11 protein-coding genes are annotated in these 13,589 nt (G+C 62.6%); 2 read left to right on the top strand and 9 right to left on the bottom strand.

Annotation, left to right across the window (positions count from 1 at the left end):
- Positions 1-23 precede the first annotated feature (23 nt).
- The 7 genes from ACFWEM_RS17180 to ACFWEM_RS17150 all read right to left on the bottom strand — a co-directional run bounded on the left by ACFWEM_RS17180 (position 24) and on the right by ACFWEM_RS17150 (position 8,202).
- Positions 24-1,643, bottom strand: coding sequence for a PucR family transcriptional regulator (locus ACFWEM_RS17180; RefSeq protein WP_378535288.1), 1,620 nt, complete (start codon positions 1,641-1,643; stop codon positions 24-26).
- A 47-nt stretch (positions 1,644-1,690) separates the two neighbouring features.
- Positions 1,691-2,806 (bottom strand): o-succinylbenzoate synthase, encoded by a 1,116-nt coding sequence (gene menC / locus ACFWEM_RS17175; protein WP_378535286.1) that lies wholly within the window; start codon positions 2,804-2,806, stop codon positions 1,691-1,693.
- The gene (locus ACFWEM_RS17170; RefSeq protein ID WP_378535284.1) at positions 2,803-3,741 is read right to left on the bottom strand and encodes a GNAT family N-acetyltransferase; all 939 of its coding nucleotides are present in this window, start codon (positions 3,739-3,741) and stop codon (positions 2,803-2,805) included. Before ACFWEM_RS17170 ends, menC begins: the two co-directional genes overlap by 4 nt.
- A 2-nt stretch (positions 3,742-3,743) precedes the next feature.
- Complete coding sequence (locus tag ACFWEM_RS17165) at positions 3,744-4,838, bottom strand: M20 family metallopeptidase (protein ID WP_378535282.1); 1,095 nt, start codon at positions 4,836-4,838, stop codon at positions 3,744-3,746.
- A 159-nt stretch (positions 4,839-4,997) separates the two neighbouring features.
- On the bottom strand, positions 4,998-5,855 hold the full coding sequence (locus ACFWEM_RS17160) for a tryptophan 2,3-dioxygenase (RefSeq protein WP_378448989.1): 858 nt from the start codon (positions 5,853-5,855) through the stop codon (positions 4,998-5,000).
- Positions 5,856-5,869: 14 nt separating this feature from the next.
- On the bottom strand, positions 5,870-7,087 hold the full coding sequence (locus tag ACFWEM_RS17155) for an MFS transporter (RefSeq protein WP_378535280.1): 1,218 nt from the start codon (positions 7,085-7,087) through the stop codon (positions 5,870-5,872).
- A 269-nt stretch (positions 7,088-7,356) separates the two neighbouring features.
- Positions 7,357-8,202: a M55 family metallopeptidase gene (locus tag ACFWEM_RS17150; RefSeq protein WP_007734371.1), complete on the bottom strand. Its 846-nt coding sequence runs from the start codon at positions 8,200-8,202 to the stop codon at positions 7,357-7,359.
- A gap of 203 nt (positions 8,203-8,405) precedes the next feature.
- Here ACFWEM_RS17150 and ACFWEM_RS17145 point away from each other — a divergent pair, with 203 nt between their 5' ends.
- The gene (locus tag ACFWEM_RS17145) at positions 8,406-9,881 is read left to right on the top strand and encodes an amidohydrolase family protein (protein ID WP_378535278.1); all 1,476 of its coding nucleotides are present in this window, start codon (positions 8,406-8,408) and stop codon (positions 9,879-9,881) included.
- 86 nt (positions 9,882-9,967) lie between these two features.
- Positions 9,968-11,239 carry an alanine racemase gene (locus ACFWEM_RS17140; protein ID WP_378535276.1) on the top strand — a complete coding sequence of 424 codons (1,272 nt, stop codon included), beginning with the start codon at positions 9,968-9,970 and terminating at the stop codon, positions 11,237-11,239.
- Between the two features lie 24 nt (positions 11,240-11,263).
- Here the strand turns inward: ACFWEM_RS17140 and ACFWEM_RS17135 are convergent, their stop codons facing one another.
- Together ACFWEM_RS17135 and ACFWEM_RS17130 are read right to left on the bottom strand one after the other, a co-directional pair.
- A complete protein-coding gene (locus ACFWEM_RS17135) occupies positions 11,264-12,715 on the bottom strand; it encodes a sensor histidine kinase (RefSeq protein ID WP_378535274.1) in 1,452 nt (483 codons plus the stop codon).
- The gene (locus ACFWEM_RS17130; protein WP_007734368.1) at positions 12,712-13,428 is read right to left on the bottom strand and encodes a response regulator transcription factor; all 717 of its coding nucleotides are present in this window, start codon (positions 13,426-13,428) and stop codon (positions 12,712-12,714) included. The genes ACFWEM_RS17135 and ACFWEM_RS17130 overlap by 4 nt, the downstream gene beginning before the upstream one ends.
- Between the last annotated feature and the right edge of the window lie 161 nt (positions 13,429-13,589).

The following is a 13,589-nucleotide window of genomic DNA, read 5'->3' as shown; positions in this document are numbered from 1 at the left end:
ACCCGCATTTTTCGACTTTCGAACTAGCGTGGACCGCGCAGACGAAGATGCACCATCAACCGGAAGCGGACGTTGGGGTCGTCGAGATCCAACGCGGCCATACCCTTCAACTTGCTGAGGCGATACCGAAAGGTGTTGGGGTGCACGTGCAATGACGCCGCGGCGTCACCGACGTCGCCGAAGGCGTTGAGCCACGCATCAAGGGTGTCGACGAACGAGGTCGCATGGGCAGCATCGTGGCTGGCGATCGCCTCGATAGGCCCGAGGTCCGAAAACCCTTCGGCTGCGGCTTCCGATGCGATCTCCAACAGAATGGCGTCGACGTGGACACTGCTGAAAGTGGCGACGCTGCCCGACGCTCGTCCCGCCAACAACACTTCGAGGGCATGTTCGGCGTCGCGTTTCGATCGGCCTAACTGAGCCGGTCTGGTCACGACCCGGCCGATCCCGATGATCGTGTCGCCGGACGCTCCGGTGCGGTCCAGGAAATCCGAGGCCACACGGAATGCCTGCAGCTCGGCTTCTGCGGGGGAATGCCCTCGCACAGAAAGCACCGCGTAGCCGGTTCCGTTGACCAATGCAGCCGCCGACTGCGAGTGGACGGCGCCGAGATGCATGGCCAGAGCGTCGGTCAGCCGCACCACGTGGGCGGCGTCGTCCGGTTTCGACGATCCCTCGAAAGACCTACGGCCCAAGGCCATCACGAGTGCGGGACCGGTCCCGAGGCCGAGGCGATTCATCGCGTCGACCGCACCGGACCCACCGTCGAGCAGGGTTGCGATCAGGTCTGCGCGCAGTCGACGCTCGGCGTCGGCGCCGCCGCGCAACCGCAACATCTGCAGCGCGATCAACCCGGCCGAATCGCGCAGTGCACGCATCCGGTCCTCGGACATCGGCTCACCGGTTGCCACCCACATGGAGCCGAGGAACTCGTCGCCGGCTCTGATGGACACGGCGATACGTCCCATTTTGGTACCGAGGGTCTCGGCAGAGACCCACACCGGATCGTCGCTGCGATAGAGCCGGTCGAAGACCCCTGCCTCTTCGAGCACTCGAATGTACTGGTCAGGAACCTGCCGCTCCAGAACGGTCGCGATACGTGGACCGTCTCCTTCTTCCTGGCGGCCGGAGAAGGCGATGACCCGTGAGCTTCGGTCCTCGATCGTGATCGGGGCATCCAAGAGTGCGCTGACGGCGTTGGCGAAGGCGAACAGATCGCCGGCCGGTCCACCTCCGCGTGAGTGGATGTGCCCGACTTCGTTTCGGGCGGAGAGCACCGAATGAAGCAGGCTTGTCAGCTGAACCCACGAAACTCCACGCGACAGAGCCAACAGGACGACACCGGAAGAGATGACGGATTCGCGGTCCGCATCGCTGACCTCGGTGGTCACCCGCGCGACCACCACGCGCACTCCGCGCTCGGCCAGGCCGGCCACGGACTCCGCGATACGTTGACCGCCGGTGATCCCGACCAGCAGCACCATGGAGTCAGCCGTCGAGGGTGAGTCGTCGTCGGGGTCGTGAATGACCACCGAGGCGATCTCCTGGACCGCCTCCGGGTCGCCGACAACCGGATTCAGCACCGTAGTTCCCACATCTTCGAGAAGCCGCACCAAACTGATGCGAGGTCGTACGGTGCCCACGTCTATCACTCCTTCGTCCTGTGAACGAAGTGTGTCATAGTGATTCGTCAAAGCCGATCCATACCGATCCATTCGACCGACGTGGTAATTGCTTCGAGCAGGTCAGGGATCGGTTCGACGCCGATGCCCGGTCCTTCCGGAACTTTCACGTAACCGTCGTCGAGCACGAACGGCTCAGTGATGTCTTCGGCGAAGTACCGGTCGGAGGCTGACGTATCGCCTGGTAGGACAAATCCAGGGAGCGCGGCAAGAGCGACGTTGGCGGCCCGGCCGATTCCGGTCTCGAGCATTCCGCCGCACCACACGGCAATTCCGTTGGCCTTGCAGACGTCGTGGATTCGACGCGATTCGAGATAACCGCCGACACGTCCCGGTTTGATGTTCACCACGCTGCACGCGCCGATGGCCAGCGCGTCTGCAGTGACCTTGGCGGAGGTGATCGACTCGTCTAGACAGACGGGCGTCCGCATCATCTCGGCCAACCTGGCATGGCAGCGCAGTTCCTCTTCGGGAAGCGGCTGCTCGATCAGCAGGAGGTCGAAGTCGTCGAGCCGCTGGAGATGGCGCGCGTCAGCCAAGGTGTACGCGGTGTTCGCGTCGACCTGGAGGAGTACGTCGTCGCCGAACCGCTCGCGGACTGCGCGAACCGGCTCGATATCCCAGCCCGGTTCGATTTTCAGTTTGATGCGTAAGTACCCGGCGTCGAGGAAGCCGCCCACCTCGTCGAGCAGTTCGTCGATCGAATTCTTGATACCCACCGAAACACCTGCGGGTACCCGATCGACCACTGCGCCGAGATACGAGGACATGCTCGTCCCGGCGGCGCGCAATTCGGCGTCGAGGAAGGCGGTTTCCAGGGCAGCTTTGGCCATCGGATGCCCGGCGAACTGTTCCATCGTCGCGCTCAGTGTGTGCACGTCGGGATCGGCGAGTTCACCCAGAGACGGAATCAGGAACTTGCGAAGGACTTCGGCGGCGCCGTCCGTGTATTCGGAGCAGTAGCGAGGATCGGACATCGCTACGCACTCGCCCCAGCCCTCCGACTCCGAGGTGACGACCTTGACGAACAACACGTCCTTGGTGGTCTCGGTGCCGAACGAGGTTCGAAACGGCGCCTTCAACGGCATTGCTGCCCGGCGTAATTCAACTCCGTCGATCTTCACAATGTAACCTCCGCTGTTGTCCTGCCTGCCTGTGTTCCCGGCGCACGGTCCAGCACGTACTTTCCGGTTCTGGTAACTGCGAGAACCACTCCGTTCTCGGCGAGCACACCGCCGAGAGTCTCACGGACGGCCAGTCGCCAATCGTTCGCCGCCGCCGGGTCCGACTTACGCAGTGCGTACACGTCATTCGGCGTAGCCACCGTGACGAAACGATTCTTCGTCGACTTCAACACAGGCAGGCCGGCTTCGGAGACGGACAGCAGTTCGCTCGCCCCCAAGGACTCGGGAGTCGGGACTTCTCCCGAACCGGCGACGACGTCGGAAACCTTGCTGCTACCGATCTCCCAGTCGATCAACAACCGGTCGCTGTCTGCGCCGCCGTTGAGGCTGTCGTTCATCGGCGCGTAGAAACGCGGCAGATACTGGACTGGAAACGCACCGAGTTTCGAGACGTTGAAATAGGCATTGCGCGCGACGAGCGGGTCGAAAGTCCACCGCACGTGGAGGATTCCTCGTTCCAGTGCCCACGCCCGCTGGAACAGTTTCAACGCCAGGCCGATGTGCCCGTTCTGCACGTTCGGGAGAATCCCCGTGATGTGAGAATGCAACGAACGATGTTGTGGCTCTTCGAAGAAGGCGACCGAGCCACCGATCAGGTCTCCGCCACGAAAAGCACCGGCGACGTAATTACCGGAGTGCGAGAGCGCTTTCATCATGTCCCGGTGTACGGGCGGATTTCCGCTCTCCGGCTGCCACACCTTCTCGAACAAGCCGAATACCTGTTCCAACTCGGCATGCCCGGTGACGGTTTCGATGGTCACACACGCAAGCAGAGCGGCCTGTTCGGCTTGGCTGATCGCCTGACGCATCCGCGAAGGCGAAACACCTCCCACCGGTTGAGCAATCTTGCGTTGGACATTGTTCGGCGACGTCATCGTCACAGTCCTCCCTCCAGGACTCGAGTCACCAGACCGGCCAGCAACGTGGCGCGCGGGATCATCTGATCTATCTCTACGTGTTCTGTGGCTGCATGGGCCCCACCGCCGACGGCACCGAGGCCGTCCAACGTCGGGGTTCCGACTGCAGCGGTGAAGTTTCCGTCCGAGGCACCGCCGACGGCGCAGTCGCGCAGCATTCCCAACCCGGTCTCACTGCTGACCTGATGAGCGAGAAAGTACAGCTTCTCCGACGACGCGGATTCCAGGGGCCCACGGTTGGGTCCTCCGGTCACCGAAATTCGACTTTCGGCCAGCACCGGCACCAGCGCGCGGATCGAACGATCGATGCGTTCCTGTTCCTTCGCCGACCACATTCGAACGTCACACCACAGTTGCGCTTGCGCTGCAACGGTATTGGTGGTGGTTCCGCCACTGATCACCGACGGCACCACCGACGTTCCCGCCGCCGGGTCCGCGAGCTCCACCACGGCCTGAATCTGATGTGCGAGCTCCACTACAGCGTTCACACCGCGTTCCGGTTCCAGTCCGGCGTGTGCAGCGCGTCCCTCGATGTCGACGCAGTACAGCGACATACCCTTGCGCGCGGTCTTCACTGCGCCGTCGGCTGCGGCTTCGAGGACCAGCACTGCGTCGACCTGACGCGCTTGCTCCTCGATCAGTGCGCGCGAGGTCGGGGAGCCGATCTCCTCGTCGGAATTGAGGAGCACGACCACTCCGTCGAGCGACGGAAGCGATGCGAGCGCATGAAAGAGCTGGACGATGCCGGCCTTCATGTCGAAGACTCCGGGTCCGGTGGCGATGTTGTCGGTGACCGACCAGGGCAACTCCGCGAGCGTTCCGAGCGGCCAGACAGTGTCGAAATGGCCCAGGAGCATCACCTTCGGTTCCGTGCCGAAGGACCAACGCAAGTGCTGACGACCGTCGATGCGAATACGTTCCGGTGCGCTCCCGAGATGGCGTTCACCGATCTCGGCCACCACGTCCGCACACGCATCGACTGCGCTGAGGTCGGAACTGGGCGACTCGGCGGTTACCAGTGCCGCCAGGTCCGCCACCATTGTCTTCTTGTCCACTCCGACGCTCTCCTGTCACCGACTTGCAACTTCGCAAGTTCAGCTTGGTCGAACCACCCCGGTCGGATCTTGTCGAAGACTCCTGTCCTTCGGGCCGGGATTCGTCGTGTGCCACGAACGGCTGTCTGTAATAGGCAGCCGTGCCATGAAGCAGGTATGTCAGGTTCCGATCTCGGTTCGAGCGGCTAACAGCTCGGGGAAGAAGCTCAACTCCAACGCACGTTGCAGGAACCCGGCACCACCACTCGATCCGCCGGTCCCCTTCTTCATGCCGATCACCCGCAGCACCGTCCGAAGGTGCCGGAACCGCCACAACTGGAAGCTCTCCTCGAGGTCGACCAATTCCTCGAATGCCTCGTACGCCGTCCAGTGCTGTTCGACGTTTTCGTAGATTGCCTTGACCAGCGGAATCAACTCGTCGTTGCGCACGTAGGGCGCGCTGACGTCTCGTTCGAGAGCCGACGCCGGAACGTCGTAGCCCTGCCTGGACAGGTATCTCCAGAATTCGTCGTACAGCGTCGGCTCCCCGAGCAAGGTTTCCAACAATTGGTGGGCAGACGGATCCGATTCGAAGACTTTCAGCATGTCCGCGTTCTTGTTTCCGAGCACGAATTCCACGGCGCGGTACTGGTACGACTGGAACCCCGACGAGTTGCCGAGAACGCCTCTGAACTCCGCGTACTCCGCCGGCGTCAGTGTCGCCAACACCGACCACTGCTCGGTCAGTGTGGCCTGAATGTGTTTGACGCGCGCGATGCGCTTGAAAGCGACCCGGATGTCGTCGGCAGCTATAGCTGCTCTGGCCGCCCGTATCTCGTGGAGAAACAGCTTGAGCCACAACTCGCTGGTCTGGTGCTGAATGATGAACAAGAGTTCGTCGTGGTGCTCCGGATCGCTCACCGGATGCTGCGAATCCAGGAGGGTATCGAGTCCGAGGTAGGCCCCGTAACTCATCTTCTCGGAAAAATCGGTGACGACGTCGTCTTCGATCTTTCGTGTGCCGTCCGTTGCCGACATCTTCGGTCTCCTTCTCAGAATTTCGCCGGGGTCTGCGGAACGATCATGGCCACCAATGCGGCAGCGCTCGTCGCTCCGACCAGGACTCCGAACGCAGCCATGTACGAGAACTGGTCCACCATCCATCCCATCACGAGCGGCGTGAGGAAACCGGCGAACTGACCACAACCGTTGATCAAACCCATTCCGGAACCGAGGAATTCGGCAGGAAGTGCCCTCAACGGCATCGCGAAGATCGACATCGAACACAGACCGCTGATGCCTAGAGCCAAGGTCTCGTAGAACGTGAACATCGCCACGGTGTCGGCGGTGGTCATCAGGAACAACAGGACTGCCGACGTGGCCATACACGGAACCAGAAGAATCCGGGCCCGGTCGTGGAAGTACTTGTCCACCAATCGACCGCCCAGAATCGTGGCCAGCGCCGTGACGATGAAGGGGATCGCGGCGAATATCCCCGTGTCGATCAGCGAGAGCCCCTTGTCGTTGAGCAGATAACTCGGCACCCAGGTCATCAGCCCGTACGCGGACATGTTGCTCAGACAGAACAAAATCGCGAACTTCCAGACCGACGCGGACTTGAATACCGCGGCGCGGGAGTGCTCACTCGCCAGCGGTTGCAGCGCAGCCTCGGGATCTTCCGAGATTTCCGTGTCCAACGGTGCCGGCAGCACCAACCACACCACCGTGCCGATCGCGGCGCCGACGATCGCCACCAGCCAGAACGCGTCACGCCACCCCACCGCCATGAGAACCGGTGCGATGATCAGCGGTGCGACGCCAGGGCCGAGATTGTTGGCGCCGAGCATGAAACCCATCGCGGTTGCTCTGGTTTTCGGACGCGTCCGCTCTGCCAACGCCTTGAACGACGCAGCCGGAAAGAGCCCCTGGCTGATGCCGAACATCGCACGCATGACCATCAGCGAGACGAGACCCCACGCGAACCCTGTCAATGCGGTGAACACCGACCACAGGATCAAAGCCACGATCAACAGTGGCCGGGGTCCGTAGCGGTCGGCCAGCATGCCGCCGGGGACCTGCCCGAGCATGTAGAAGATCGCGAAGACCGAGACTACTCCGCCCAACTGTGTACTGCTGAGGGAGAATTCGTCGCCGATCATCGGAAGCGCAAGCCCGATCATCACACGATCCACCATGTCGATCAACCAGATCGTACTGAGCAGTCCGACCGTAACGGTGGTTGTGCGTCGAATCGACTTGTTGTCCATCATTGTTCGAACCGCTCCACCACTTGTGTGCGATGGTTCTTCGACTGTGACGCGTTCCGCCTTCATCAAGCCTCCCGGATTGTCTTGTGCCGCATGGACTAGAACATTGAAAGCCTGATGAAGTGTGACAGCGAACACGTCTACCGCATTGGTTCGTCCCACCAATACCCGAAGCAACGTTTGGTCGATCGGAACATGTTCTGCCCCAACAGATGACAAATGCCGCCGACACACACGGTGTCGGCGGCATTCGAGGTCGAGTCGTTACTGCATTACGTGCGATTGGCGACTGCCACGATCGTCGAGACGCCTGCGGCCGCGAGCCGAGCATTGACAGTGATCAGACCGAGAATGTCGTCGACGCTGCCGAGTGTGTGCGAAATCGTACGATCCGAAATCCGTCGCGAGCCGGGAACAGCCTCGGCCAGTTCAGCTCCCGTGGTGGTGGGGTGAACGATCTCGAGGGTCCATTCGTCACGCAGCTCGACCGGCTTCAGTGTGTCGGCCTTGCGCACTGCACGCTCGGCGCCTGCTCGGATCTGCTCGCACGCCAGCGACGGCGGCAGCGAATTGGTTGCCGACCAACCGTGCGCCTTCTTCACCTCGACGGTCTCCGTGGTCGGCGAGGCCGCGTCCACCAGGCCGCAGATGATGTCGTCACCCGTCACCAGGCCGACGGGAACGCCCTGCGTCGCCGCGTAGAGAGTGTTGACGTCGGTCTCGGAGACGGACTTACCGTCGAGGCGGACGTCCGCGAACAAACTCGAGAACGTGTGAGCCAGGACGCCGGGGCCACCGGCGGGTGCGTGGTAGCCGACGAACAGGGCGACGTCGTGATCGGACGTCAGTCCCTCCGCCATGCACTGCATCTTCGGTGTTCCGAAGATCAGACGCGCCCGTGGATCCAGGTCGGCGTGAAGCAGATTGTCCATCGTTCCGTGGCTGTCGTTGACCAGGACGCTCGTCGCACCGGCGTCGAACGCACCGGCGATCGCAGCATTGGTCTCGGCGGTCATGAGCATCTGCGCACGGTGGTAGCCGCCACCGCCGCGGATCGTCTGATCGAGCGTCGCGATACCCGCGATACCCTCCATGTCCACCGAAATATAGACGTGCATTCCTGTCCTCCATCGATCTCAATCGGCTGAATTGATAACTTCGCTTTCACCTTCACACTCGAGCGCATCCGTTTCTTGTCCGCTCGAACGGTGAGTCGGCCTCCATTTGGGACGTTCACACCAGAATCCGATACCCGAGCCGTGAAACCATCGGGACATTCGCCGGGCCAGGCGGTTCGACCAACGACAGGAGTGCAGCGCTGATGCAGGTCCACGACATCGTGTTCACCGGCGGCCGCGTCGTCGATCCCGCATCGGGAACCGACGACGTTCGGGGCATCGCGATCACCGGCGGCAAGGTCTCGGCGTGGGGTCACGACGCGATCGAAGCCCGGCAAACGATCGACGTGACCGGTCAGGTGATCTGCCCCGGATTCATCGACCTGCACAGCCACGGACAGGAAATCGCCGAGCAGCGACTTCAGGCGTTGGACGGAGTCACCACGGCCCTCGAACTGGAAGCCGGTGTCATTCCTGTCGCGAAAGCATATGCGCGGGCCGGCGCCGAGGGCCGCCCGATCAACTACGGCTACGCGACGTCGTGGGCTCACGCCCGAATGATCGAACTCTCGGGAGCCGATCCCGACGGCGACATCAGAACGCTCCTGCACCATCTCGGTTCCCCGAGCTGGCAGGGCGAACCATCTGCCTCGCAGCGTGCACACATTCTCGAACTTCTCGAAAACGATCTGGCCGCAGGCGCTCTCGGTATCGGAGTGGTGGTCGGGTACGCCCCGAAATCCGATCCGACCGAGTACTTGCAGGTGGCGAATCTCGCGGCCCGCGCCGGTGTTCCCACCTACACCCATGCGCGCCCGCTCATCTCGGCCGATCCGTCGAGCCCGGTGGACGGTGCCGTCGAAATCGCCCGTGCAGCAGCCGAAACCGGCGCACACATGCACTACTGCCACGTCAACAGCACCTCGGGAATGCACGTCGACCATGCACTGTCGGTGGTGGCACAAGTTCAGGCTGCCGGATCACGCGTCACGACGGAGGCGTATCCGTACGGTTCCGGGTCGACGGCCGTCGGCGCTGCGTTTCTCGATCCCGACAAACTTCATCTGATGAATCTGACACCACGATCGCTGACATTCGTACCCACCGGTGAACGTATCGCGGACCGCAAACAGCTGGAACACCTTCGGGCAACCGACCCCGGTGGACTGGTGCTGGTGGAGTTCCTCGACGAGAACGACACCGTGCAGCGTGAGTTCCTCGAAAGGGCGATGACTTTCGACCGCGCCGCCATCGCGAGCGACGCGATGCCACTGACCTGGCCTGGCCGTTCGTCTGCCGATGCATTGCAGTGGCCGTTGCCGGAGAAGGCACTCGGCCATCCCCGCGGCGCCGGTACCTATGCGCGTGCGATTCGTACCCTGTACCGCGAGCGCCAACTGCTGTCGCTGTCGGAGATCATCGCGCGCTGCTCGTTGATCCCCGCGCAGATTCTGGAGGAGTCGGTTCCCTCGATGGCGTCGAAAGGTCGGATCAGCCCCGGTAGCGACGCGGACATCCTCGTTTTCGACCCCGAGCGGATCACCGACAACGCCACCTACATCGACGGCACTCGCCCCTCCACCGGAATCAGCCGCGTGCTCGTCGGCGGAGTACCCGTCGTCGAAGGCGGTGTCGTGGTCGAGGACGCGTTGCCCGGTCGTCCGGTACGCCGCTCGTAGCCCGATTACGTTCTGACCTGCATAGTTCTGACAGAAAGTCACTACACATGAACACTTCGTCTGCAATCAACGGCACAATCGATGCCATGACGGATTTCGCGAACCCCCCGATTGGTTGGCAGCACAAGGCATTCGGCACCGACCTCGAAGGTCGCGACGGCTCCGACCTCGAGCCACTGGGGATCTCTGCACTCGACGGCAACCTCCTACTACCCGTGATGACACTCAATCGTGCGGCGATCGCGCACAACGTCGACCTCATGGCGCAGTTCTGCTCCGATCACGACGTGGATCTGGCTCCTCACGCGAAGACCACGATGAGCCCCGAACTGGTTCGTCGCCAACTCGACGCCGGTGCTTGGGCGATGACGGCGGCAACCGTTGCGCAGGCACGCATTCTGCGTGAATTCGGTGTGGACACGATCATCATCGCCAGCCAGGTTCTCGATCCCGCCGGCATTCGGTGGATCTGCGACGCTCAGGCCACCGACCCCGATTTCTTCGTCACCACCCTCGTCGACTCCGTCGAGAGCGTCCGGCTGATGGAACAGTTGATAGCGAAAGTATCACCGGCCAGCCGTATCCGGGTTCTCGTCGAACTCGGATACGACAGCGGACGCGCGGGTGCTCGCACTGTCGAGCAAGCTCTCGACGTTGCACGTGCGGCGGCGCAAGCTCCTTCGTTGACAGTCACCGGAGTCGAGGGATTCGAGGGCATGATGCCCGGAGCCTCGGTGGCCGCCCGTCGCATTTCCGTCGATTCATATCTCAAATCCGCGCGGGTGTTCACGGAAATCTGTGTCGCCGAGAACCTGTTCGAGAACAACTCCGCGAAGGCTCCCAGGCCACTGGTCACGTTCGGCGGCAGCGCATTCCATGATCTTGTGGTGCGCGAGCTGGCCGGCCGGTGGGCACTCGACAACGGTGTACGCGTCGTCCTGCGCAGCGGCTGCTACATCACCCACGATCACGGTCTCTATGCCGAGACTTCGCCGTGGGCGGATGGTCCGCGAACCCTGCAGGGAGCCGCTGAGGTCTGGGGCGTGGTGCTCTCCATACCTGAGCCCGGCCGCGCGATCCTGGGCTTCGGTCGTCGCGACGTCGGATCCGACGCAGGCTTCCCCATAGTCCTGTGGCGCCGACGCGACGGATCCAACCGATCGGCGCGAGAGCTGACGATCACCGCCCTCAACGACCAGCACGCGTACGTCGACGTTCCAGCTGACTTCGACGTGCAGGTCGGCGATCTGCTCGGTTGCGGAATCTCGCATCCCTGCACCACGTTCGACAAGTGGTCGCTGATTCCCGAGGTGGACTCGGACTACCGCGTCGTCGGTACGGTGCACACCTACTTCTGAGAGACCGGCTCCAGTAGTTCCTCGTCAGTCGTCCTTCGGATCACGCGGCAATTCGACGCGGAACGTCGTCCCTTGCCCGAGGGCCGTCTCGACGCTGACGGTTCCGGCGTGCGCGGCAACCAATGCCGAAACAATGGACAGGCCGAGACCGGCGCCTCCGGTCTCGCGGGTGCGAGAGGTGTCCGCGCGGTAGAAACGCTCGAAGATCCGCGCGGCATCCTCTTCACTCAGGCCCTGACCGGTATCGGAAACCTCGACCACCGCGGAGTTCTCGGTTGTACCGACACGAACTGTGACCTGTGCATCCGGCGGCGTGTGCTTGATCGCGTTGCCCACCAGATTGGCGACTACCTGACGCAGTCTGGCTTCGTCGCCGTGCACCTCGGGCAGGCCTGGGCCGCCGGTCATCTCAAGTTCGACGGTTCGATCCGGTGCGATCGCTCGCGCCGCCTGTACCGAATCCGCCGCAACTGCAAGCAGATCTACCGGCTTGTTCTCGAGCGGTCGCTGTTCGTCGAGTCTGGCCAGCATGAGTAGGTCCTCGACCAGAAGACCCATCCTCGACGCCTCGCCCTCGATTCGGTTCATCAGCGTTGCCGTATCCGTCATCGCCCCTTGGCGATACAACTCGGCGAATCCACGGATAGTCGTCAAGGGTGTGCGCAACTCGTGGCTGGCGTCGCCGACAAATCTACGCATCTTCTCCTCGGAACGCCGTGCTGATTCCTCCGAAGCCTCGGTCGCGGCAAATGCGTGTTGAATCTGCGCGAGCATTCCGTTGAGTGCCACGGACAATCGGCCGACTTCGGTGCGGTCGTCACGCTCCGGAACGCGTCGATGAAGGTCGCCGGCGGCAATGGCAGCGGCGGTTTCCTCCACCTCGACGAGAGGACGCAGGCTCCGGCGAACGACGAAATAGGCTCCGCCGCCGAGGATCAGCAGAACAACCAGACCGATGCCGAGTTGCAGCCCGACCAAGTCGTCGACGGTCTGCTCGTTATCCGTCAGTCGCACACCGATAGTCGTGGTCGTGCCGTCGCGGACCGTCGTGAGAACTCGCCAGTTCACGTCCGAACCATCGCTCGATCCGACGGTGATCGGGCCTTTGGTGGAATCTTTGGACAGGTCGGGTTCGGTGGTCGTCGACTTGTCGTTCAGGACGATCACCCGACCGTCCGTGGTCACTGTCCGGACGAAGAAGGGGCTGGGTGGGCGGGTGCCCGGGCCGACGTCACTGGGCGGCTGTAGATCTCTGGTGTGCGGCTTTGCCCAACCGTCGACCGCCTCGTACAGCGTTTTGTCGGTTCGCTGGGTCAGTGAATTCTCGAGCGCCGAAGTGACCGCCACGCCCGACGCCAACAACCCCAGCGCCGCCAACACCAGCAAGGCCGCAACCAGGGTGAAGCGCAGCGGCAGTGAGTGGAGACGGAAACGACCCCGCTTCGGAAGCTGATCGTTTTCCGCGGCGGCGATCATTGCCGCGGTTCTCGCATCACGTAGCCGACCCCACGCAATGTGTGGATCAGCGGTGTCTCCCCCGTATCCACCTTGCGACGCAGGTAGGACACGTAGGACTCGACAACTCCGACCTCCCCGCCGAAGTCGTAGTTCCAGACATGGTCGAGAATCCGAGGCTTGCTGAGAACAGTCCCGGCGTTGACCATGAAGTATCGGAGCAATGTGAACTCGGTGGGCGAGAGTGCAACCAGTTCGCCCTTCTTCCAGACCTCGCGGGTGTCGTCGTCGAGTTCGATGTCGGCGAACTTCACCCGCGGCGACTGCTCCGGCGCGACACCGCGGCCGGCGCGGCGCAGGATGACCCGCAACCTCGTCACGACCTCTTCGAGGCTGAACGGCTTGGTCACGTAGTCATCCGCGCCGAGGGTCAGGCCGCTGATCTTGTCGTCGAGCGAATCCTTCGCGGTCAGAAACAGGACCGGCGCGTCCACACCGTCGGCGCGGAGGCGTCGGAGCAGACCGAACCCGTCCATGCCGGGCATCATGACGTCGAGAACGATCGCGTCGGGACGGAATGTCCGTGCGACGTCCAGGCCTTGGGCGCCGCTCGATGCAGTTGCCACCTCGAAGCCCTGGAATCGGAGGCTCACGGAGAGCAACTCCACGATGGTGGGTTCGTCGTCGACGACGAGGATGCGGGCTTCGGGGGTCTTGTCGGTCACGAGAACCATCTTCTCCCCTGCCACTGGATTCTCGCTGTATGTTCCCTGGGAGCTTCCTGTGAACGGCTGGGTGCAGGTGAATGGCCGGGTGCAGGTGAAATGCTGGGGTGCAGGCCCACGAACCGGAAGGATGCGGCATGTCACTACCTCCACTGTGGAACATGGAATGA

Origin of the sequence: Rhodococcus sp. NPDC060176 (genome assembly GCF_042728675.1) — a bacterium.
Taxonomy (GTDB): domain Bacteria; phylum Actinomycetota; class Actinomycetes; order Mycobacteriales; family Mycobacteriaceae; genus Rhodococcus_F.
The sequence above is the reverse complement of the archived record's forward strand: the minus strand, read 5'-3'. Positions and strand labels throughout refer to the sequence as shown.